Here is a 22,447-nt window from a genome sequence, read left to right on the forward strand (position 1 = left end):
TAAGTGGTCCCGACAATACCGCAAACCGCGATCGGGTATGCTGCAACTAGCAATGTCCGAGACAAACACACCCCGCAAAATTCGCTCTATGTGGGCGCAAAAAAAAGTAGCCATTGTAAGACTATTTTTGCATCCTAAAATAAGTGCCAAGGAGCGCAGATAAAATAATTTCCAGCCGTAAGCATGAGAACCCTTTCTCTACTTGGCGAAAGTATTCTAGTTACACGCTAGCTTGAACACTCGATGAACTCTGGGTGCCGTCAGGCGTTGGTACTTTTATTTGAGAACCCAATACAGCTTCATCAGGTCTAATCGGAATTTCACTGATAATATCATCACCTTTAAACCGGAAAAATGGATGGGGCAGTAGCTCGATAGTCAGGTATAAATCTCTCCTAGCTTGCGAGAATGGACTGGGACGACGCTTACCTTTGACACAGATGCGGCTTCCGGGTTTAGGCCCTGGTTGAATTCGCACATTAATCGTTAATAGGCGTGGCTGTGTCAGGGGAGAGTATGACTCCGGGTCTACCAGTTACGTGCCGTATTTTTAACAGTTTTTGCAGACCGCCAGCACTATATTGTTTTAACCATCTATTTACAGTAATTCTCTTTATATCTCGCAGGTTCACTACATCTGTAAAGCTTTGGTTATATCCAGCCTTTAACAATCTCGGTGTCTGAATTTGTGGCCGATTAATTATAGTTCACGGGTCTGCGACAAAATTATTTTTAACTCCTCTGGGGTTAAATCAATTTTTTCTTGGTAGTTTACGTGCATAAAATATTTCTCAAACTCTCAGCGTTTTTGTAGTATTATTTTGGGGAACGGGCATTAAAATTCATTTATTTACCTATTTTTTTTCTGCCGACCTACTTAGGAATGAAAAATCAATAACTTGCACAATTAAACCCCAGAAGCCTTGATCCAAGGTAAACTATTGCTCTATTAGTCACCTTATTTATTTTTCATTCTTTACAGGTATATACAGCGAGCCGGATGCTCGCACTCCTTCCTATAAAAGTAAAATTCACTGAACAAACACAGCAACAACCCGGTTTCTTTGATAAACCGGGTTGCTAAACACAGAGCTTGGTTTAAATCTGTTCTTCCCCTTGATTAAAATGCTGAATTCCTTGATTTTCCTCTAGACTACCAATAGCCTCTTTGGGAATATTGAGGATGCCTGTAAACGAATTCTGGCTTGCTTTCAAAGCTTGTTCCTTATTTTTGTACTCTGCCAGTTCGCGCTGTAAGTTGTCAATTGTCTGTTGAAACCCAGAGGCTTGTCTGAGCATTTCTTGTTCGGAAAAATCCAGCATTTGAATTAAATTAGCAACTTGATCTTCCAGTAATTGGGTTTCGGCTAAATTGTTATTAGTAACAAAATTTTTAGGATTTTTTGAATATTCAAAAACACTATTTTCGTCGGGGATAGACAATGCTGTTTTGACACTAAGTGCCAAATCTTTAAACATTTCAGCCCTGCTTTGGGGAATTTTAACTTTCAGGAACATCACTACCGCAAACAAACTTCCTGACGGCAGAAGTCCCCCAAATCCCAAGACAGACTTGACATTGTAGGGGATAATTAAAGAATTTTGCTCAGGAATAAAGCGGCTGCCTTTTGCCTCTGATACGTGAAAAATATTTAATACTGCAGGCTCTAATTGCAGGAACCTTTCTGGCTCAATTCCGAGGAATGTAGGAATATCTAAACCAAACTGCCGGATTATTTCCGAAATCGCCGGCATTTGAGCCACTAATTTTGTGCTAACTAATGGAATAGCTGTATTTTCTGCTGCTGTGTGCCGAGAATTCCACTGCGGTTGTGTGCCTGCGGCTGCTAGCAGAGTCCAACATTTCATGTCGGCGGCGGGGGAATTGCCCTTGATCAAGCGGCGGGCGGATTGTTGCAATGAGTCTTCTAATTCCCCGTAGGGATGAGTTTTGAACAAACGCACTAAGGCACAGGTATTTTCTCCAGTTTGCGAATCGCAAAAATGTTGGTAAATATAGTTAACAATCTTCTGGCTGCTGGCTTCCATACTAGCAGTATTTCGACCTAAGTGGCGCAGGACTAAGCTGCATTTAGCCATGTCTTGCGGGGTAAATAAGGTAATATCGTACATGAAAAAATGCTCTCCAAGAGCTCAAACACTCTTGTTCATTTATCGTTAAGGCCGCTACGGCATCCGGAATCCTACTGAGAGTTTTGAACAAAGTGTTAGTTAAAATGTGTATAAAATTTGCCCGCCAAATGCAGCAGTTGTATGGCAGTATACAGAAATTAAGATTAAATAAAAAAAAATCTATCCCCTAGGATAGACCACAAGGACAGAAAGCCGGTTGTTAATTTGTAAAATGGTTTTTTACGAGAACTCCCCAGAGGAATTAAAGAAACGGGGTTTTTCACCGGATATGCCTCGCGTTTTACATGGCATTTTCGTAGATAAAAGTCGGTTTCTGCGTAAGCCATATTCACCGAAATCTTAGAAACTCAAGCTGCAATTTTTGTGGCGGGCGATCGCACGCCGATTAATCAAAATTTGGTAAAATTTCGGCAGTCTTGGACGCAGAAACCTGGTTTGCTTACAGAGAAAAAACCCGGTTTCTTGGGTATTGGTAAGTAGAGGGTGTGTTCAAAACTTTTAACCACCCCAAACACCTCTATTGAGCTGGTTGAGACTTTGCTTCCAGGGCATCTTTAGCAGACAATCCCTGATCTTGAACGCCAAAATACCACAAACTAGCAGCAGCTTCGGCGCGAGTCACCGATTTCTTCGGCTGAAACAGAGTAGTAAAACCAAAAACGCGGCGAATATTCGCCAAATCTCCATTGTTAAAATCAGCTAAAACTGCCCGCGATGCCTGGGAATCAATCTTAGAAGCATCTTGAAAACCCCACTTTTCTTTCACTCCGTCAATGTTAGCTGTGGGCAAAACTTGACGAGTGTCTAAAGGTACTTTCCAAAGAATCATTGTTTCGCGAGTTAAAGGTGCATCTGGGCGAAATTTCACATCTTTAGTTTCTCCCGAAAGCGAACTCGGAATTACACCGGCTTCTGCTAAACCTTGAATTGCTGAAAAATCCGGGTCAGTTTTAGGTATATCAGAAAAGGCGGGTTCGCTAGAGTCTACTGCTAATCTAATTTGTTTGGCTTGACGGCTAGCATAAATCTGATTGTTAGCGCCTACTAACCAGCGGGCGTATTCGCGGCGAGTGACAATTTTGTTGGGTTTGGGCAAAGTGCTGGCTGTTTCTAAATTAGCATTTTCTGTCGATCGCACTTTCAGCACTTCCAACTGACTTAAATCAGCCACATACTGCCGCAACTGTTGAGGAATTTGGGTGTCTAGTTGGCTAACTTTTGCTGATTTTGGCGAGGCGGATGGTGTGGAAGTAGTTCCCTCTGAATTAGATGGAGTTGGTGAAGCGGTTGGAGATGCGCTAGACTCGGAATTGTTAGGTTGGGGACTGGCGGCAATTTCGGGGCTTTCTTTGCTGTAGTCGATCGCAAATTCTGTAGAACCCCCTACTTTCTGAGTAGGAGAAAGCGACACAGTTACCCGTAAATTATCTCGCGTTGCTACCAAAGAACCTTGTCCCTCGGCGGTGGGGCGGCTGACTATTTCCCAGTTGCGACGCCCAAACTCTGTCGAGTAAAAGTTCTGAACCGAATTAACAGGATCAGTGCTTTCCCAGCGCAGCCGCACATTTTTTTGCGACGGATCGGTTTGCCCACCAACTTCGATTAACTCAGCATTAGGATAGAGTGGAATCTCTGTCGGGAAATCGGGAGGAAGTTTGGCGATAGAGTTTGTCTCAATTGCTGTCGCTGGTGGCGGGGAAGAGAAAACTACTGGGTTTTGTTTTAATTTTGGATCGGCGGCTAAGGCTTCTTCGAGGGCCTTGCTGTTGGGGCTGTTTGCACAAGCTGTGACAGCAGCCAGCAGACATACAGCCAGCCAAGTATTTACAGCAGCGAGTATATTGGTTTTATTGGTTTTACTGGTTTTAGCTGGCGATCGGCCGATCGAGTTGCCTCGCCGTTGAGTAAATATAATATTCAGCATAAATCCCCCCTTTGCGGATATATTTCTAGGCTAGCGCAGATCGATCGGGTCAATATAATTTTTACCAAAATGAAATTACTGTATTTACTCCTAGTTACTGCTACATTGCTTATCTCGCCTGTCAAGTTTGCCAGTCCCGCAAAAGCTCAACAAGCCCCGCTGCCGGAAGCACTTCAGACGCCAGAGTGGCAGCCATTTTGCTCGGCGATTGGTCAATTTGCGATCGATATGCCGGGAAATCCCAAAATTAATTCCGAAATTTTTTCAAATCAAATTATTGCTCATACATACCGCTTGAACTTAAAAAACAAAGAAACTTATTTGCTTCAATACTTAGATCTAGATTTGCGGCTGAGGAACAATAATATCAATAATATCAGAATAACTTTAAATAGTGCCGTTGATTTTTTCGTCGTGGCAGCGAATGCTAAACTCTTGCAAGTGCGGGATATTTCCCTCGGAGGCTATCCGGGAAAAGAGTTTGAGTTTCAGACACTTTACCCCGATGAACCTGTAGGTGTAGGTCAAGTTTTTTTGGTGGAAACCCGCGTTTACGGGCTGGTTGCCACTACCCCAGAACCAGAAAATGCTCAAAAATTTCTCGACTCTTTTCGTTTGTTTTGAAGCAGGAGGTTCGGCAACCAGCAATGTATGGGCTTTAACCGATTTAATGGATGGATGTTGAGGCAAGAAGTCCCAGGTTCGAGGTTCGAGGGAAAAATTTGTTGGGAGTGGCGATCGAATTTATTCATAAAACTTACGCTTTTAAACTTGGTGTCTATGAAAATATTGACTTGGGCAGCAAAAAGGCGGGCTCAAACCTGTTTCTGAGTAATAATGTGGTCAGAACTAAATTACGCTAAATTTGACTTAAGATCTTTTTTTCTTTTTTGTACTCTATCTAACGACATAGATAAATTTTACACCCGTGGAGCGATGTAGATCCTTGCTCAAGTTTATATATTTGATATAAGGATTTTTAAATGCGCAGAAAGCACAAACCAGAAAGCACAAACAAAGATGCTGTCTTGCTTCATCTGGCTCCCACCTGGCTCAACCAAGTCAGCCTCATTGAAAGCTTACCCGGAGGGTATTAACCTATGATGAACAAACTAACACCAATTCTCCTCAGCAGCATCCTATTATTTGGAGGTGCTGCTTGCAGCAGCGACGTGGCTAAAACTAGCGCTGATTCTCCTAGTTCTGCCACAGGAAATACCACTAGCCCACCCCCAGCCGATACAGTTCAAAAAACTCAGGGTGACGCCACTAGCCAGATTCGCCAAAACCAAGCAAATTCTGATATCAGGGCCAGAGAACAGCGCAACAATGTGACGGGCGGCGATGCCATAAGAGCCGATGGCGACCTCCAAAGTGAAGTCCGATCTAAATTAGAAGTAAACATCACTAAAGGTCAGCTAACTGTGGAGGCAAAAGACGGGCTTGTCACCGTAGGTGGCACAGTTCCCAATCAAACTGATTTAGCTAAAATTGAGCCGCTAGCTAAAGAGATTAAGGGTGTCAAACAGGTGAATGTTACCGCTGTTGTCGCCCCCGCTGCACCCGCATCGCCTAGCAGCAATCAATAAATTAGAAGGAAGAAATCCCAGGGAAGGTAGGAAGAAGGATGTAGTTATCTAGGAGAGAAGTCTGAGGGAAGAGGGTAAAGTTGGGTCTTGTAAGATTGCTTTGGGAGCGGATCGCAACGCTTAGGTGACTCTCTAGGGAGAGCGGGGTTTTAAGTTAAAGAGTGTAAATTGCATTTAAAATTCACGCACTCAAAACTCGCCCAATACCTGCAACTTCCCCTTCCCAATTTCCGATTTCCCATCCCGGAGAATTAGTGGGAAACCAGCCTGAAGATAGAGACAGAGGTTATTCCCAGCGACCGATGAAAAATGTTGGGAAAGAATGACTAAATGTGATTGATGGCAGCAAGCAGAGCATAAATTCTGTGGTTGTGAAAAAGTAGTATATTTTGCAGGAGAAAAAAAATGGCTTTAGGTCAACACAAGCGAGCTGTAGGAGCATTTTCTAATTACCGAGATACGGAACTAGCCCTAATGGAGCTGCAAAGTACCGGATTTCCGATGAATAAAGTTTCGGTAGTTGGCGAAAATCTCGATCGCAGCGAAATTGCGGGCGCTAGCACTGGTACGGGGAAGGGTACTGGTAAGGGTACCGACGACCAAGTGGGCGGCGGCGCAAAAGCAGGCGCGACAGCGGGAGTCGTGACGGGCGGTTTGATTGGGTTACTCGGAAGCATTGGAGCGCTAGCGATTCCGGGAGTTGGCCCGGTGATGGCGGGGGGCGCGATCGCAACTCTGCTGGCCGATACTGTAATTGGAGGCGCGATTGGGGCAGCAGCAGGCGGTTTGGTCGGCGGTTTGGTCGGTTTGGGAGTTCCCGAAGAACAAGCTAAAGTTTATAACGATCACGTCTCGCGCGGAGAATATTTGGTATTCGTAGAAGGAACAGATGCCGAACTTGCCACAGCCGAAGGAATTATGAGCGTGCGGGGCATTCAGAATTGGGGCATTTACGATGTGCCCGCAGACACCGGCCGCAGAGCTTCGGGTCGCCAGAAGCGCGCCGTGGGAGTATTTTCAACCCGTCGCGAGACGGAACACGCACTGGGAGAACTGAGAACTGCCGGTTTCGACATGAACCGGGTTTCGGTTATCGCTAAGGATGCTGACTCGAAAGGGGACATCGCAGGCATTGACGTGCACGACAGCACAGACAACAAGGCCGATGAAGGAGCCACAAAAGGCGCCCTCACAGGTGGCACTTTGGGCGGTTTGACAGGCTTGTTGGTAGGTCTGGGCTTAGTGGCTATTCCGGGCATCGGGCCGATTATGCTGGCAGGAGCCTCAGCTACGGCGATCGCCACTACACTTGCCGGTACGGCTTTGGGTGCGGCAGCAGGCAGCTTGATCGGAGCTTTAGTCGGTATGGGAATTCCCGAAGAGGAAGCTAAAGTATACAACGATCGCGTGGCAAGAGGAGATTACTTGGTACTGGTTGACGGTAGCGAAGCAGAAGTCGCTCAAGCCGAAAGCATTCTGAGTCGCGGAGGTATTCAACATTGGAACACCTACGACTATCCCAGCGTCGATACTGCTCGGGCTGATTACGGCGCTCCTGGCACTCCAGGGGTTGATACTACGCCTGGTATTTACGATCCCAATCAGGGCCTTACCGGCAACCGTCGGGTTTAATAATTAAGACTTTGTTTGGGTATTGTTTCTATTTCCTGCAGGGTAGTCGCACTCGCGCACTCGGATTGTGGAAAGTGATCCAACCAACACCGGCGAGCTAGCGGTTTTACGCTTCGTCGGTAAAATTATCTCAAAAGTCGGCTTTTTCTCTGAAAGCCGGCTTTTGTTTTGTTCTGGAAACTTAAAAAAGCCACCTCTCAAAAGTTTAATTTTGATTGGGGGCCTAGTCGGTGAGGTGGGCTTGGCGCCGGAGGATCGATCGGCTCCCTGAATTTTTACAGCAGAAATCTGCAGCGGTTTTTTAGTCTGTAACACTCACTACTGCTCGATTTTAAACCCCGCAGTATTATCAAATTTAATGACCTAAATTACGACAGATATTGCCCAGTTAGTCAAAGAGCGACTATCTTTAATTATGGGTAGCTAATTTCAGCAACTTATACAGGTGAAGTAGCCAGTCCCACGCGCTCAGAAAAGCCTGCGGTGGTCGGCAAATATTAGAATAATAATATTGTCGTCACCTTCCGGCAAGACTTAGGCTGGTCATTAGTTGGCTGTAGCAGCCCAATTGCCGTTGGCAGGACCTGCTACAGGAATGCACTTTTTCTGGGAATGCCTCAGCGAAGCATTTGAGAAGCCCAGGAACAGCTTTTATGTTCGGGAGCGCGTCTGGTGTCGGGTGTTCTGTTAATTAGAACCGCAAGCGCTCATGGATCGAGTAAAGATTAACAGCAAGCACAGCAGCGCGAGAATACCGGAACGGCTCGCGGTTCATTTTTTCGCGAAATCTCAGGCTAATGGCAGCGTATTGCTTGCTTCGCCTGCGACTCCATCACTCCGACGGAAACAGCCTTCCTGTTGGTTTTCACTGGCATCGAGCACAGTGGGGGGAGGTGAGACTAGCTGAGCTGACCGGGCTCTGCTTTCATGGGCGATCGAAGATTGAAGGCACTTATGTAGAAGGCATTAGGGGTAGAAGCTCCGATATCTTGTTTCTTGATTGCACTAATAAATCCGATCGCCTGTACTAGCAATTTTTCGGGTCAGAATGCGGCGCGGATGCCGCCAGCAATACCCCAAATATTCGATCAACCTTGACAAGATTGATCGAAAACCTCTTGGTATTTTTTTGGTAAATGGTTAGCAGTTAATAGTTAGTGATTAGCAGTTAGTATAAATCCACCTAACAATTAACAACTAATATTAACCGCCAACTAATTACTAGCAAAATAAGACTTACAGGGCTTACACGCGGCGATAAACTCGGTTTTTTCAGGACTTCCGCGCGGGCAAACTTCACATTTTCCCCGAACCCGGTTTCTTTTCCTAAGTGATAACTAGGTTAGCAGGGTGATGCTATGAATCAAGCAGTTTTGACAATTGTTAGTGTGGCAGTTTTGGTTTAAAAAACTGACTGGCAAACACGATAGTACCAACTTTCCGACAACAGAGAACATCGAGAAATTAAGGAAACTCACTCAACTTTTTTTATGAATTTCACTGAAATTTTAAGTGCCGATGAACTTTTAATTAGACATAGAAACGGGGAACGAGATTTTCGAGGGGCTAACCTCATTGAAGCTCATTTGAGTGAAGCTAATCTCAGTCGAACAAATTTGAGCAGCGCTAATTTGAAAGGCGCCAACTTAATTAGAAGCAAACTGATTGGAGCTAATTTAAACGGTGCCGACTTGAGCGGGGCTAATTTGTCTAAGGCGAAATTAATTGAAGCTAACCTAGGAAGTTCTAGTTTAACTGGAACTGTGGCGATCGGAGCAGATTTTAGCGGGGCAAATCTCAGCGGAGCAATATTGTCTCAGGGTGACTTGAGCAAAGCTGTGATGACGGGAGCGAGTTTAGTAGGAGCTTGTTTGCTAAGCGGCTCAAAACTAACTGAGGCTAATTTGAGCGGGGCGACGCTGAGCCGAGCAATTATGAGCGGGGTTGACTTAAGCAGAGCAAATCTGACGAGAGCGATTCTCAGCGAGGTAGATTTGAACGGGGCGAACCTGAGCGGAGCAACTTTAACTCGGGCTCATCTCAATCGCGGAAATCTCAGCGGCGTCAATTTGGTTGGGGCTTCTTTGAGCGAAGCAAGTCTGCGGGAGGCTTCTATTTGCGCTGCTAATTTGAGCGGTGCTGACTTGAGCGGTGCTGACTTGCAATCCGCCAATCTAAATGGCTCTAATTTGAGCGGTGCCGACTTGCAGGGAGCTAATTTGAGTAAAGCTAATTTAAATGGTTTGATTCTGCACAATGCTGATTTGAGGGCTGCGAATTTGAACAAAGCTTCTTTGCGGGGAGCTAACTTGAGCGGTGCAAATTTGGCAGGTGCTAGCTTACTGGAAGCGGATTTGCGGGGGGCGAATTTGAGTCACGCCAATTTGTCGGGAGCAGGTTTGCTGTTGAGTTCTCTGACAGGGGCGAATTTGACAGGAACTAATTTGTCGGAGGCTAATTTGATTGGGGCCAGCTTGAATGTTGATAATTTGAATGAAGCGGCTTTGAGCGGGGCAATTTTGCCCAATGGAGCTACTCACAGCCGGGATTGATAAGTTGATTAACCATTTAATTAACCCTAATTAAGTAGGTCAACCTCAAAAAACCGAACACCGAGAAACCCGATTTTTGTATGGGCGGTGCCAAGAGTGCCGGCCCTTCCGGGTTTCTAGCCTCTCCCTCGCCTGGAGCAAATTAAGGCGGTTGGGCTTTAACCGCATTCTAGCGAAAGCCGATGGTGGCAGGAAATATCGATCGCGCGTATCGAACTCCAATCAAACTCAACCTGCCATCGACCCTGGCCAAAGCGCCCAAAAACCCCTGTGCGCCAGCGATCCCACTATTTTTGATTTTTTTGGGAAATATACTTGAAAATTCCTGAACTGCGTGCTATAGTCAAAAGGTTTGAGACATTATGAGTTAGAGGTAAAACCCCGCAGAATGAAACAATTGGGAACCCATCTGGTCGCTGATGCTTGGCAGTCTCCTGGAGACCTGCTTAACGATCCGGAACGTATCCGCCGCGCCATACTCGATGCGATCGAAGCCGGAGGAGCTACTCTCATCGATTTGTGCGTACACCAGTTTAGTCCTCACGGAGTGACGGCTACTGCTACTTTGGCCGAGTCTCATATAGCAATCCATACTTGGCCTGAACACGGTTATTTTGCTGCAGACTTATTTTTCTGCGGAGCCGGCGACCCTCACCGAGCCATGAAGGTGCTACAGACTGCTTTGGAAGCTAAACAGGTAAAACTCACTGAGTTCACGCGCGGTTTCGAGCCAGGGGTGGGAATCGTAGGTTCTGCTTGTGAAGAGCAGTATGCCCCTCGTTCAGTAGAAACGAGTGCCGCCAGAGGATGATGGCCAATTAGCGTAACTTTGAACAATTTATGCTAGGTTTTGTTTAAAATCCCACGGCTTGAGCCGTGGGATTCTTGTTGGAATTTACTTTTTCATTAATAAAGGGCGGACAACTAAATAACCTGCACCGAAAGCTGCAATCACAATCAGAAAAATCGCGATGGCCAACCACAATCCGCTTAAGTCTGAGGCTTTTTTGGGTTGAGAGCGCACACGGTAAGGAGTTTCCGGCACCTCTGTAAATAATTTTTCGGGAAGTGGCTGCGACATCGAGGCGGGTATGGGCTCCGGGTCCGGTAGTGGGAAGGGGAAAGCCACTGTCTGAGGTGGTTGAGGTATGGCAGAGTTAGTCTGCGAGGTTGCAGGTGGTGAGGGCGGAGGTTCAATGCTGAAATTGAATTTGACTGACGGCATTTGAGGCATCCCTGTCTGGGTGACGCTCTGAGCCGAGTTGACTACTTGCTGTAACTGTTGGGATACTTGAACTACTGTTTCTACTTCTCGCCGCAGTTGTTGATTTTGTTGGACTAATTGCTGATTGTGGGTTTTGAGGGAGTCCACCATCGCTTGGGCTGCTTGCAGCTCTGCCGTGACTTCTCGATAGAGGGAAATCGGTACTGATGGAGAGTAACTATTTGAGTTTTCAGGGGAAGTATTGTCAGATAAGGTAGTATTTTGCATAATTGTAGATGGCGAGGGTGAACTTGTTTTAGTTTAGCCTGAGAGTATTTGCAATTAGATCGATCGCAACACAATTCGTCAAGATATTTGTTACAGATATTGAACGTAAATTTAATTTAATGTTACAAGTTTTTAGTCAATCGCTATGAACAACTACGCACCGGAACAAAGTATGTCGCAAAAGTCAAGCACCGAGGAAATGAAATACGGCGAACGCCAGATATTGGAAGGGGAGTTAATTACTTTCCCGAATCCGCGAGTCGGGCGGCGCTACTCAATTAACATTACTTTGCCGGAGTTTACTTGCAAGTGTCCATTTTCTGGCTATCCAGATTTTGCGACAATTCACGTTACTTACGTGCCAGACGAGCGGGTGGTAGAGTTAAAGGCGCTGAAACTGTACGTTAACAGTTATCGCGATCGCTACATTTCTCACGAAGAATCGATCAATCAAATTTTAGACGATTTTGTGGCGGCTTGCGCGCCCCTAGAAGCGACGATTAAGGGCGATTTTTCGCCGCGGGGGAACGTCCACACCGTGATTGAGGTGTCGCACCAGAAGTAGGGTGGGTATTAGCTGTTGTGGCATTGAGATTTAATTGTGGGGTGGCGTTGAAGCGCACCCCACAATAGTTTTAAGAAATAGGATTGTTAATAAAATTAGTAAGTAATTGTAGGCTGCGTCAGGGCAGCCCTCTCAAGCGAGTCAAAAAGTCGTTCAAACGCTTAAAATCTCGTAGTTGGTAGGGTGTACACTAAGTATCGGTTGAGTTTGTCGCCCACCGAAGATCACCGATTTACCGGCGTTTCAGCATTTTGATTTTTAAACCCAAACTCCGTCTAGCAATTTTCATTACTTGAAATTTGAAAAATCCGAACGTGAAATAGCGGTTTTATGGTTGTTCTCAGCTTCACATTAACCACCTCGACATATCTGGCAACGCGCACGCTACAAACTCAACTAATCTTGTTGATATTTATAGTTGGTGTAAGGTGCGCTAGGCGCACCCTACGGTTAGCTTTGACTTGCCACAGAAGTCGGGGCGATTCCCTACGGGATAGCTTCGCTTAACGCACTTTTTTCCTCTGCTGTTTTCGATTCTGCCAACTTGTCCAAAATCTCCACAACTTCTCTTTCAAAACTCACCTGAGCGCGATTTGTGCGCCCGCCGACGTATAGTTTGCCGTCCTTTTCCAAAGCCCAAATCTGCGAGTGAGACAGATAGCTCATCAGCACGCTCAGCATCAGCAACCCGAAGCCAGTATAAACGATGGGAATGCCCGGATCGGCTTTAATTTGCAATCCCGTACTGCCTACAACTTCGTCAATTGTCAGCATGACTCCATTAACTTCTACGGCCGTTCCTGCGCGAACTGTAGTTAACAATTTGCCATCTGTACCGTACACTAACATCGTTCCTTGCAAGTCTTTTGCTAGCAGAGAAACTCCCGCACTCAAATCTGGTTTTGTCGGAATCCAAGCACCCCAAATCCGGCCTTTACCTTGAGTGTCTAGCTGAGCCATTGGTAATTGTAAAACCGGGCTTTTGTTGAGGCGAACTCGCACGGCGGCTATTGCCCAATCTGCTTGATAAAATGTGACTCCCCGGTATCTGAGGGGCTCGTTAACGTGAATGGTTTTGCGATCGACTTCTTGGCCTGTTTTGTCCAAAACTGACAGGTCAGAGTAAAATTGGTCGATGCCGCCTTCGGGAGTATAATCAATCCAAAACCGATTAACTCGCATCGACCAATCCTTCGGTATTTGTGGCCCCGCCCAAGGCCCCGCATCCAGGATATTCTGCACCTGAAATGTTTCGCCGCTGGGAACCATTTCTTGACCGAGAAATCCCGTCATCGCGCCCCACATCGACCCAGCTAAAATAATTAGCATACTGGCGTGAACAATAATCGGGCCGATTTTGCCAATTATTCCCTTGCGGGCATAAACTTTTTCGCCTTCTCGAAATATGCGGTAGTTTTTTTGCTGCAAAAGTGGTTCTAACGAACTTAAACCAACTGTTTCTAATTCCGCACTGAGAGCTAATTTTTCAAACTGCTTTGGTTCTTCATAAAATTTCCAGCGGCGGGCGGCTTTTAATGCTGGAAATTGTCGGGTAAATGTACAAGCTGTTAAGCTGCTTCCGAACAAAATTAGAATTGACAAAAACCACCAAGTGCGGTACACATGGTCTAGTCCTGCAATTAGCACAACTTTCCACGTTAGGAAGCCGAACAAAGCGGGGTGTTCTGGATAGTTAGATTGGTAAAAGGGTACTGATTGACCTTGTTCGATGACAGTGCCGGAAATGCTGAAAAATGCGATCGCCAGCAGCAAGATAATTGCCAGCCGCAAATCTGCTAGCACCGGCAAGATTTCTCGCTTGAAAAACCTTTGAGGGGCAGTCGCCCAGTTTGATAGTTTAGATAGAAATACTTCTTTTGATGTCATTGGTAATTATGAAGGAAGTTCGGCAACGGATTTTGTAACGGATGTAACGGATGGAAGGAAGTTCGGCAACGGATTTTGTAACGGATGTAACGGATGGAAGAAGGAAGAAGAAAGAAAGAAAGAGGAGGGAACAACAAAAAATGAAGAAAATATTATTATTTTTATCGAGCAAGTCTCAATCAATTTTGAAGTCTTTCTCTTTTCTTCCTTCCTTCCTTCCTTCCTTCCTTCCTTCCTTCCTTCGTGTTCTTCGCGTCTTCGCGGTTCGTTAAAAAAAACTTAATTCACGCATTCCATAGTGATTGCTATATCTCTAAATAAGGACTGAAGTCCTGAGAACGAAAGTTACGCGGGAAGGATGCGGGAAAGCAGAGAGAAAACGCCAAATCCTACTAGCAAAACGCCGCTAACAGGCGTAATCCAACTCGACCACCGACGTAATTCTAACAACTTTTTAATGCTAGCAGTGAAAGTACCTGCTATAATCAGCGGAGCGACGTAGCCAGCAGCATAAAACAGCAGCAATACACCACCTAAAACTGTATCCCCCGTTTTGGAAACCCAAGCTAAGAGTGTAGCTAAAACCGGAGTGCTGCAGGGAGACGCTACTAAACCAAAAGTTAAGCCCAATAAGTACGATCGCACGCCAGCCGGCAAATCTTTCGGCACCCACCCCACAGCATCGAAAGATGGCATTTGCAAGGGTAAAGCTTCGAGTAAATTCAGCCCCATTAGAATAGCAATAATGCTGACAAGAATTGGCAAACCCAGGCCAATTTTGCCGTAAACTTGTCCGGCGAATGATGCTACAATGCCTAAACCCGCAAGGGTTGTGGCCAATCCCAGGGAAAACCACGCAGACTGGGCGGCAGCTTGCAGGCGGCTTTTTGCTTCGTATCCACCGATGTAGCCGATCGTGATCGGCAACATTGAAAGCATACAGGGCGTTAAGCTCGTTAGCAACCCTGCCAGAAAGATGACTCCGACGCTGACTAAACTGAGGTTTGTCAGTTGAGTATTGACTAAATTATTAGCAAATTGTGCGAGTTGGTAAAGTTGAGTTTGCAGGGTTTCCATCAGTCGATTTTAGATTTTAGATTTTAGATTTTAGATTTTAGATTGACTCCACAGTCGATCAATTTTAGATTTTAGATTTTAGATTGACTCCACAGTCTATCGATTTTAAATTTTAGATTTTAGATTTTAGAGAGACTCTACAGATGAATCTGGGAGTTTAAACTAAATATCTAATATTTTTGCTCTTCACGACTCCTGTCGGGGGCTTGTACCCCTAGGCAGGTGACTTCAGGTTCGGGGCTGTTCTGGCTTTGTTGAAAATTGTAACAGATGCGCGCAGGTTCGGTTTGAGATTTAAGATTTTAGCGATATTTACTGGTTGGGAGTTGAAAGGTCGATCGCACCCTGGTTGAAATTAATATCTTGACAGCATCCTCAACAAGCTGTTGGCAACGGGCGCAGCTTGGGAGTTAAAAGGTCGATCGCACCCTGGTTTAAATTGATATCTTGACAGCATCCTCAACAAGCTGTTGGCAACGGGCGCAGCTACACCCGATAATTCCTTGACTGCGAAATCGGCCCGAAAGCCTGTTGTGGAAATTATTCAAACAGACTTTAATTTTACTCTACTTTAAATTAAAGCCACTTTCTTCATTAATAGACCCGTCCGGCATTATTGCCCCTGCCAGCACCGCACCTCTGAGATTTGCTCCCGTTAAAATAGCGCCTTCTAAATTAGCATTGCTCAAATTTGTGACTTGTTTGGAACCTCGGAAAAAGAAGCTGTGCAAGTCAGCACCTGTTAAATTAGTGTCTGCCAAATTAGCATATTGCAAGTCAGCACCGTGCAGCGTCGCATCCATTAAATTAGCTTGGGAAAGATTGCTTCCCCAAAGTCGAGAATCTAAGACATTAGCATCCTGTAAATTGGCGCGGCTCAGATTTGCCAAAGTCAGATTAGCATCCCACAACTTCGTGCTGTTGAAATTAGCTTCGGTCAAATTAGAGCGACTGAGATCCGTGCCTAAAATATCAGCATTTGCTAAATTAGCGCCGGTGAGATCTGCGTCAGAAAGATCCGCATCTTTTAAGTTAGCACCGGACAGATTAGCCCCGGACAAATTAGCGCCGCTCAAATTGGCTTCTTGGAGATTAGCGCCCCGCAAATCGACAGCGCTCAAATCGCATTGCTTCCACAGAAAGCTGACGCACCAATTATCTTTTAATAGCTGACTCAGATCCTCCGAATTTGCGGCCATGACAGGAGGAGTTAAGTAGAGAGTGAACAGGACGATCGCCAACACCGCCGCGAAGAAAGTTTTCAACCTCATAACTCTTTTCATTGACACTAAGTTGCGCCATAAATTATTGATGTCTAATCAAAGCATAGCAAATAATCTGCAACTTCCCTCAGCAAGATTACTCAAAAATATTAGTGTAGTGAAAGGTTAATCAGGGTTGGCGCAGGCACAAACTTAACTCAGCCAGTCTTAGACGCGCTTTGAGCTAGAAACCCGGTTGCTTCACAGATGCCTCGCTGCCAAACTAATTTTTTTCCTAAAAACCCGGTATAAGATGACCGCAAGTTCGAGCGCGATTTACCGACAGAATATCGCTAAAAAGTAATACTTGCAGCAGGCAGTTGCGATCGCTTCCCCAGGGGCATACCTGCAAACAATCGTGGTATAAACTGCTCAATATAGGAATCAAAAAACCGCTCCTCTAGCCTACAAGCCTTATATTTAAAGGGTTCTAGACGCAACAATTTTTGTTAATTGCGATCGGCATCACTAACTAAGCCCAACTTTCATCACACAAGTCAAGCCCCAGCATCACGACATCGCATCAAACTTATCACGTTCCTGAGACTACGGATATCACTGTCAGTAGCTGAAGTATGGAGGAAAATAAGAGCATACAGTTGAACACCACTCCTCCCATGCCTACTATCCCCCTTCTCCCAAGCCAATTAGTTGTCACAACTATTTTCAATTCGATCGAATCTTTGGGATTCACTAATATTGCAGGCAAAGTATTTTCGGGTGAGCAAGCTGAATCCCGACAAGAAGCAAATTTAAAAGTTAGTACCAAAAAGTTTTACACTCAGGGTTTAAAAAATCTCGAACAACAAGACTTGCACGGCGCTATTAAAAATTTTACTGCCACAATTAACATTAATCCGCAATTCGCGTCAGCTTACAACGATCGCGGTGTGGCCCGCTACAAATTAGGCTACAAGCAATCGGCGATCGAAGATTTAACTACCGCCATCGAACTCAATCCTTACCGAGCCAAGTATTACAGCAATCGGGGGTTTATGCTGACTCGTTTAAAAGATTATACTGCGGCGATCGCAGATTACACCTCGGCACTCCTGCTCAACCCCAATTTAACCCAAGCTTACTTTAACCGAGGCGCTATCCGCCTGCAAATGGAAAATTCCCTCGCAGCACTAGCGGATTTTGAGTCCGCAATTCGCCTCGATCGCGATTTTGCTAAAGCTTACTTTAACCGAGGACTGACTAGATATAAATTGAGAGAGGTTCAGGGAGCATTTGAGGATTTTCAGAAAGCGGCAGGCCTTTTTAAGCTGCAGGGGAGAATGGATTATTATCAAGAGGCCGTTTCTAAAATTACAAAGCTATGGTGTTAGTTGAATTTGGCAATTGGGAATTGGGAATTGGGAATTGGCAATTAATAATCAGGTAAGGTGCACCGAAGAGCACCCTACACCTATAATTATTGCGTCAGTCTTGTTAAAGTTAGCCAATACTCAAGGCGGCGTCTCTGGAAGGCAAGTTATCCAAAAGGTAAGCACTAGAAAAGTTAATTTCAAAAGCAGCATTTTGAACTGCTGCAGGAGTGGCATTTTGAACCACAGCCAAAGTGACTCCTCCAAATTGAATGAGTGTGTTGCTGCCAGATTGCGTGAATGAGGTGTTGGATAAAGGGCTGGTTAAGCCAATACGATCGCCATCTCCCGGCCTAAAATCAAGAATTATATCGCTCGTCCCATCCAACTCCAGAATTTCACCCGTAAGCCGAACAAAAGTATCTGCACCTGCGCCACCAGTGAGAGTATCGCTGTCACTATCGCCGATTAAAACATCGTTACCATCGCCGCCGATTAAAACATCATTTCCTCTGCCACCTCGCAAAAAGTCGTCACCAGCATCGCCATTGAGATTATCGTCGCCGAGATTTCCGTTGATAATATCGTTGTCAACACCGCCGCTAATGGAGTCGTTACCTTTGCCGCCTCTGAGAAAGTCGTCGCCTTCTTCGCCCGTGATGGTATCGTTGCCTTGGCTGCCGTTAATTCCATCACCATACGTGGCTTCACCGAGGATGCGATCGTTTGCGCTACCTCCCACTACACCGCCGGGATTTTGCTCATAGTCTTGGGGAGTGACTTGATAGTTGTTCGGGGTGTTGGCCAATCTGAGGGGTCGCAAAGGCAGATTTGCCAAATTGGTAATGTTAATGGAATCGTTAAGGAAATCAACATCGGTAATGATGCTAGAAACCCGGCTGGGGACGATTCCGTCAATGACTTTTGCAGTCGAAATGCGATCGCCCTGCTGCACCGCATTCACCGTTTCAAAACCTCCAATAACGTTGCCAAAAACAGCATAACTACCGTCCAAAAATGGCAACTCATCCAAAGCAAAATAAAACTGCGAAGAAGCCGAATCCAAAGCATTAGAACGAGCCATTGCCACGGCCCCGCGAGTGTGCTGCAACTGCGGCGTCTGGGTTACAATTTGGTTGTAAACAGGTTGCGCGGCCCCTTGCGGCTTGATTTCCAAAGGAATAAAACGCGGCTGATTGGTATCCGGATCTATAAAACTACCTGTTCCCAATTGACTTGCTGGAATTGTAGTATCTCTGCTGCGCGGATCGCCTCCTTGCACCACAAAAGGCTCTGGCTGGCGCACAACTCGGTGAAACATCACCCCGTCGTAAATGCCACGTTCAACTAAGTCAACAAAATTTCCCCCAGTAATCGGGGCATTAGTGCCGTCTACTTCGATCGTAACGGGTTGACCGTTAATTATCTGGACTACTATAGCTTTGCCTGTTAACGGGAGTGCAGCGCTCATGGGTAAATTGCTATTTGAGTGAGTGAGCTTTGGGTTTTAGAAGCAATCCGCGAATTGCCCTTACCCATTTAATCAGAAAACTGTAAACTTGTCTTAAGTACAGTTCTACTTCTAAATTTATGATGTCCCGTCGCAAGTTTTTTAGCACTTTATTGGCAAGCGGATTACAACTCGGCACTGCTGCTTCGCCTCAATTTAACCCAAGCTTACTTTAACCGAGGTGCTATCCGCCTGCAAGTGGAAAATTCCCTGCAGCACTCGCTGATTTTGAGTCAGCAATTCGTCTCGATCGCGATTTTGCTAAAACTTACTTCAACCGAGGAGTGATTAGATATAAATTGAGAGAGGTTCAGGGAGCATTTGAGGATTTTCAGAAGGCGCCAGGGCTGTTTAAGCTGCAGGGGCACATAGATTATTCCCGAGAAGCGGTTTCTAAAATTAGACAGCTATGGTATTAGTTGAATTTAGGAATGAGGAATTGGGGAATTTGTAAGGTGCGCCATAAGCACCCTACACCTATAGTTAATGTTAGCCAATTCTCAAGGCTGCATCGGCAGGTTGAGGGTTAGGATCACTAGGAATCCTAGATAAAGGAATTGCAAAGGCTGCATTTTGAACAGAGGCGACAGTAGAATTTTGTACCACAGTATAAGCCCCTGCCAAGTTAATGACACTATTGCTTCCAGATTGAGTGAATGTAGTATCGGATAAATTTCCTGTCAAAGCAATGCGATCGCCTTCCTCTGGTCTAAAATCAACTATTGTATGACTTGTTATGGGTAGGAGAATAAAAGGAAGAGAAGCAGGATCTACTCCGAGCAAAACAAAAGTATCTGCACCACTACCTCCTGTGAGAGTATTGTCGCCTGTATCTCCAATCAAAATATCATTGCCATCACCACCAATTAAGATATCATTCCCTTGACCGCCTCGCAAAAAGTCGTTACCAGCATCACCATTGAGAGTATCGTCAGCGAAATTGCCAATCAGAATATCGTTGCCAACACCGCCGCTAATGGAGTCGTTACCTTTGCCGCCTCTTAGAAAGTCGTCGCCTGCTTCGCCCGTGATGGTATCGTTGCCTTGGCTGCCGTTAATTGCATCATCCGTCGGTGCACCGAGGATGCGATCGTTTGCGCTACCTCCGAGTACGCCACTGGGATTTTGCTGAGAGTCTTGGGGAGTGACTTGATAGTTGTTGGGGGTGTTTGGCAATCTGAGCGCTCGCAAAGATAGATTTACGAAATTGGTACTATTAATTAAATCGTTGAGTACATTAACATCGGTAATGATGCTAGAAACCCGGCTGGGGACGATTCCGTCAATGACTTTTGCAGTCGAAATGCGATCGCCCTGCTGCACCGCATTCACCGTTTCAAAACCTCCAATAACGTTGCCAAAAACAGCATAACTACCGTCCAAAAATGGCAACTCATCCAAAGCAAAATAAAACTGCGAAGAAGCCGAATCCAAAGCATTAGAACGAGCCATTGCCACGGCCCCGCGAGTGTGCTGCAACTGCGGCGTCTGGGTTACAATTTGGTTGTAAACAGGTTGCGCGGCCCCTTGCGGCTTGATTTCCAAAGGAATAAAACGCGGCTGATTGGTATCCGGATCTATAAAACTACCTGTTCCCAATTGACTTGCTGGAATTGTAGTATCTCTGCTGCGCGGATCGCCTCCTTGCACCACAAAAGGCTCTGGCTGGCGCACAACTCGGTGAAACATCACCCCGTCGTAAATGCCACGTTCAACTAAGTCAACAAAATTTCCCCCAGTAATCGGGGCATTAGTGCCGTCTACTTCGATCGTAACGGGTTGACCGTTAATTATCTGGACTACTATAGCTTTGCCTGTTAACGGGAGTGCAGCGCTCATGGGTAAATTGCTATTTGAGTGAGTGAGCTTTGGGTTTTAGAAGCAATCCGCGAATTGCCCTTACCCATTTAATCAGAAAACTGTAAACTTGTCTTAAGTACAGTTCTACTTCTAAATTTATGATGTCCCGTCGCAAGTTTTTTAGCACTTTATTGGCAATTTGTCTAGTTGTTCTAAGTTTCAATTTTGCCGCACCTGCATTGGCCCTGGGTGGCAAGCTTCCGACGCTGAATGAAGCCGCACCGGATTTTAGTTTGCCGACAAACAGCGGCGACGGACAAGTGTCCCTGTCCGATTATCGCGGTAAGTGGCTGGTAGTCTATTTCTATCCGAAAGACTTTACATCGGGTTGTACGATCGAAGCACGGAGATTTCAGCAAGACTTGCCGAAATACTTGGCAAAGAATACTCAAATTATCGGCATTAGCGCTGATGATGTCGATTCCCATGCGGAATTTTGCGATTCGGAAGGTTTGAAGTTTCCGCTGTTAGCTGATACGGATGGTAAAGTGAGTAAAGCTTACGGTTCTTGGATGAGTTTTATCTCGGCGCGACACAGTTTTATTATTGACCCTGAAGGGATTTTGCGCGAAACTTTTGTGAAGATTAATCCGGCGATTCATTCTAAAGAAGTGTTGGCTCGTTTGGGGGAATTGCAGGCTAACGGGTAATACCATTTTAGATTTTAGATTTTAGATTTTAGATTTTAGATTTGAATAATTGGGAATGACTGATGAACCTTAGTCTTGGTAGTGAAGACTACATTCCTCTGTATTTTCAGAGGAATGTAGTCTTCACTGCAAACGTTATCAGGTTGATTTGAACTCACATCTTGCACCATTCTCAATAATCCTTTTTTGGGTGGATTCTCCTGCCCAACCCTACTCCCCACAAGAAAATCTACTCTTTGTGGAACGGGCCGGAGAGCCCGTTCTTGACAATGGTGCAAAATCTCAGTTTTACGGGAAATGATAGCTGGTAACGTGACAAGCGATATAAGAGTAAATCTAAAATCTAAAATCTAAAATCGCCTGTGCTGCCATACTCAGTGAAAATTAAACTTGCTATTGACTGCAACAGGCTCGGAAGAAGATTCAGGCTCTGAAAAATTTCTCTTTCTGCTAGCCATGCGGCGTTCCGGGTCAATTCCCTCGAAGGTTGGCGGCAACCAAACTCGGACTACCAACAACACTGCCAAAACCCGCAAAAATGCGCCTGTGGATAATATTTGAACCGAGGGAGTTTCCAGGAATCCCCGCACTATCACTTCTCGCAAAACTGATACAATACAAACTTCCACAGCTACGCCTATCGAAACTCTTTTTTCTTGCAAGTAAATAATTAGCAAGCGAAATAATTCCACTAAAACTAATAGAAATAAAATATCTGCTGTCACTTCCTGGAAATTCAAAGGAGGTAGCAGCGAGAAGAACATTTCTCGCAGTTCTAGCACCATGAAACAAAACAAACCAATACATAGGGAAATTACAATTAAGTCTTGGACTGTTTCCAGAGCGGTGACGATTAATTGCAGATTTAACCATTGAGGGGGGTTACTGGACGAGTTGTTTAAACGCTTTTCCATTGACATATCCTGCAACTTTTTTGGCTTTCTTACAGCTTAATTGAACTTAGGTTAATCTTTGACCATTTA

General features: G+C 45.4%; 19 protein-coding genes. 9 read left to right on the forward strand and 10 right to left on the reverse strand.

The genetic code is table 11. The features are described from left to right. Positions 1–220: 220 nt before the first annotated feature. The 3 genes from NDI35_RS12330 to NDI35_RS12340 form a co-directional block, all read right to left on the reverse strand. Positions 221–478, reverse strand: coding sequence for a DnaJ C-terminal domain-containing protein (locus NDI35_RS12330; RefSeq protein WP_445312982.1), 258 nt, complete (start codon positions 476–478; stop codon positions 221–223). Positions 479–1,098: 620 nt separating this feature from the next. Next, on the reverse strand, positions 1,099–2,133 hold the full coding sequence (locus tag NDI35_RS12335; protein ID WP_445312983.1) for a histidine kinase: 1,035 nt from the start codon (positions 2,131–2,133) through the stop codon (positions 1,099–1,101). 538 nt (positions 2,134–2,671) lie between these two features. Beyond that, positions 2,672–4,078 carry an S-layer homology domain-containing protein gene (locus tag NDI35_RS12340; RefSeq protein WP_445312984.1) on the reverse strand — a complete coding sequence of 469 codons (1,407 nt, stop codon included), beginning with the start codon at positions 4,076–4,078 and terminating at the stop codon, positions 2,672–2,674. A 69-nt stretch (positions 4,079–4,147) separates the two neighbouring features. On the opposite strand from NDI35_RS12340, the gene NDI35_RS12345 reads away from it, so the two are divergent. The 5 genes from NDI35_RS12345 (at position 4,148) to speD (ending at position 10,662) form a co-directional block, all read left to right on the forward strand. Further along, positions 4,148–4,702: a hypothetical protein gene (locus NDI35_RS12345; protein WP_445312985.1), complete on the forward strand. Its 555-nt coding sequence runs from the start codon at positions 4,148–4,150 to the stop codon at positions 4,700–4,702. 476 nt (positions 4,703–5,178) lie between these two features. Beyond that, positions 5,179–5,667 carry a BON domain-containing protein gene (locus NDI35_RS12350; RefSeq protein ID WP_445312986.1) on the forward strand — a complete coding sequence of 163 codons (489 nt, stop codon included), beginning with the start codon at positions 5,179–5,181 and terminating at the stop codon, positions 5,665–5,667. Positions 5,668–6,072: 405 nt separating this feature from the next. After that, on the forward strand, positions 6,073–7,299 hold the full coding sequence (locus tag NDI35_RS12355) for a histidine kinase (RefSeq protein WP_445312987.1): 1,227 nt from the start codon (positions 6,073–6,075) through the stop codon (positions 7,297–7,299). Positions 7,300–8,789: 1,490 nt separating this feature from the next. Beyond that, positions 8,790–9,851 (forward strand): pentapeptide repeat-containing protein, encoded by a 1,062-nt coding sequence (locus NDI35_RS12360; RefSeq protein WP_333077882.1) that lies wholly within the window; start codon positions 8,790–8,792, stop codon positions 9,849–9,851. A gap of 388 nt (positions 9,852–10,239) precedes the next feature. Next, positions 10,240–10,662, forward strand: coding sequence for an adenosylmethionine decarboxylase (gene speD, locus NDI35_RS12365; protein ID WP_006633984.1), 423 nt, complete (start codon positions 10,240–10,242; stop codon positions 10,660–10,662). Between the two features lie 84 nt (positions 10,663–10,746). On the opposite strand, the gene NDI35_RS12370 is transcribed toward speD, so the two are convergent. After that, entirely contained in the window at positions 10,747–11,343 is a 597-nt protein-coding gene (locus NDI35_RS12370) for a hypothetical protein (protein WP_445312988.1), read from the reverse strand. A 145-nt stretch (positions 11,344–11,488) separates the two neighbouring features. Between NDI35_RS12370 and queF the strand changes: the two genes are divergently transcribed. Next, the gene (gene queF, locus NDI35_RS12375) at positions 11,489–11,908 is read left to right on the forward strand and encodes a preQ(1) synthase (protein WP_445312989.1); all 420 of its coding nucleotides are present in this window, start codon (positions 11,489–11,491) and stop codon (positions 11,906–11,908) included. 486 nt (positions 11,909–12,394) lie between these two features. On the opposite strand, the gene NDI35_RS12380 is transcribed toward queF, so the two are convergent. The 3 genes from NDI35_RS12380 to NDI35_RS12390 form a co-directional block, all read right to left on the reverse strand. Next, entirely contained in the window at positions 12,395–13,795 is a 1,401-nt protein-coding gene (locus NDI35_RS12380) for a cytochrome c biogenesis protein (RefSeq protein WP_445312990.1), read from the reverse strand. 345 nt (positions 13,796–14,140) lie between these two features. After that, on the reverse strand, positions 14,141–14,872 hold the full coding sequence (locus NDI35_RS12385) for a cytochrome c biogenesis protein CcdA (protein ID WP_445251724.1): 732 nt from the start codon (positions 14,870–14,872) through the stop codon (positions 14,141–14,143). 566 nt (positions 14,873–15,438) lie between these two features. After that, positions 15,439–16,155, reverse strand: a complete 717-nt coding sequence (locus NDI35_RS12390; RefSeq protein WP_445312991.1) for a pentapeptide repeat-containing protein — start codon at positions 16,153–16,155, stop codon at positions 15,439–15,441. 578 nt (positions 16,156–16,733) lie between these two features. Between NDI35_RS12390 and NDI35_RS12395 the strand changes: the two genes are divergently transcribed. Beyond that, positions 16,734–17,465: a tetratricopeptide repeat protein gene (locus tag NDI35_RS12395; protein WP_445312992.1), complete on the forward strand. Its 732-nt coding sequence runs from the start codon at positions 16,734–16,736 to the stop codon at positions 17,463–17,465. A 109-nt stretch (positions 17,466–17,574) separates the two neighbouring features. On the opposite strand, the gene NDI35_RS12400 is transcribed toward NDI35_RS12395, so the two are convergent. After that, on the reverse strand, positions 17,575–18,915 hold the full coding sequence (locus tag NDI35_RS12400; protein ID WP_445312993.1) for a peptidylprolyl isomerase: 1,341 nt from the start codon (positions 18,913–18,915) through the stop codon (positions 17,575–17,577). 278 nt (positions 18,916–19,193) lie between these two features. Between NDI35_RS12400 and NDI35_RS12405 the strand changes: the two genes are divergently transcribed. Then, positions 19,194–19,373: a hypothetical protein gene (locus NDI35_RS12405; RefSeq protein ID WP_445313002.1), complete on the forward strand. Its 180-nt coding sequence runs from the start codon at positions 19,194–19,196 to the stop codon at positions 19,371–19,373. A 70-nt stretch (positions 19,374–19,443) separates the two neighbouring features. Here NDI35_RS12405 and NDI35_RS12410 read toward each other — a convergent pair whose 3' ends face one another. Then, positions 19,444–20,793 carry a peptidylprolyl isomerase gene (locus NDI35_RS12410; protein WP_445312994.1) on the reverse strand — a complete coding sequence of 450 codons (1,350 nt, stop codon included), beginning with the start codon at positions 20,791–20,793 and terminating at the stop codon, positions 19,444–19,446. A 119-nt stretch (positions 20,794–20,912) separates the two neighbouring features. Here NDI35_RS12410 and NDI35_RS12415 point away from each other — a divergent pair, with 119 nt between their 5' ends. Further along, the gene (locus NDI35_RS12415) at positions 20,913–21,464 is read left to right on the forward strand and encodes a peroxiredoxin (protein ID WP_445312995.1); all 552 of its coding nucleotides are present in this window, start codon (positions 20,913–20,915) and stop codon (positions 21,462–21,464) included. A gap of 374 nt (positions 21,465–21,838) precedes the next feature. Here the strand turns inward: NDI35_RS12415 and NDI35_RS12420 are convergent, their stop codons facing one another. Further along, complete coding sequence (locus tag NDI35_RS12420) at positions 21,839–22,378, reverse strand: phosphate-starvation-inducible PsiE family protein (RefSeq protein WP_445312996.1); 540 nt, start codon at positions 22,376–22,378, stop codon at positions 21,839–21,841. Positions 22,379–22,447: the final 69 nt, after the last annotated feature.

The organism is Microcoleus vaginatus FACHB-2002, from assembly GCF_040004035.1.
Classification (GTDB): Bacteria; Cyanobacteriota; Cyanobacteriia; order Cyanobacteriales; family Microcoleaceae; genus Microcoleus; species Microcoleus vaginatus_C.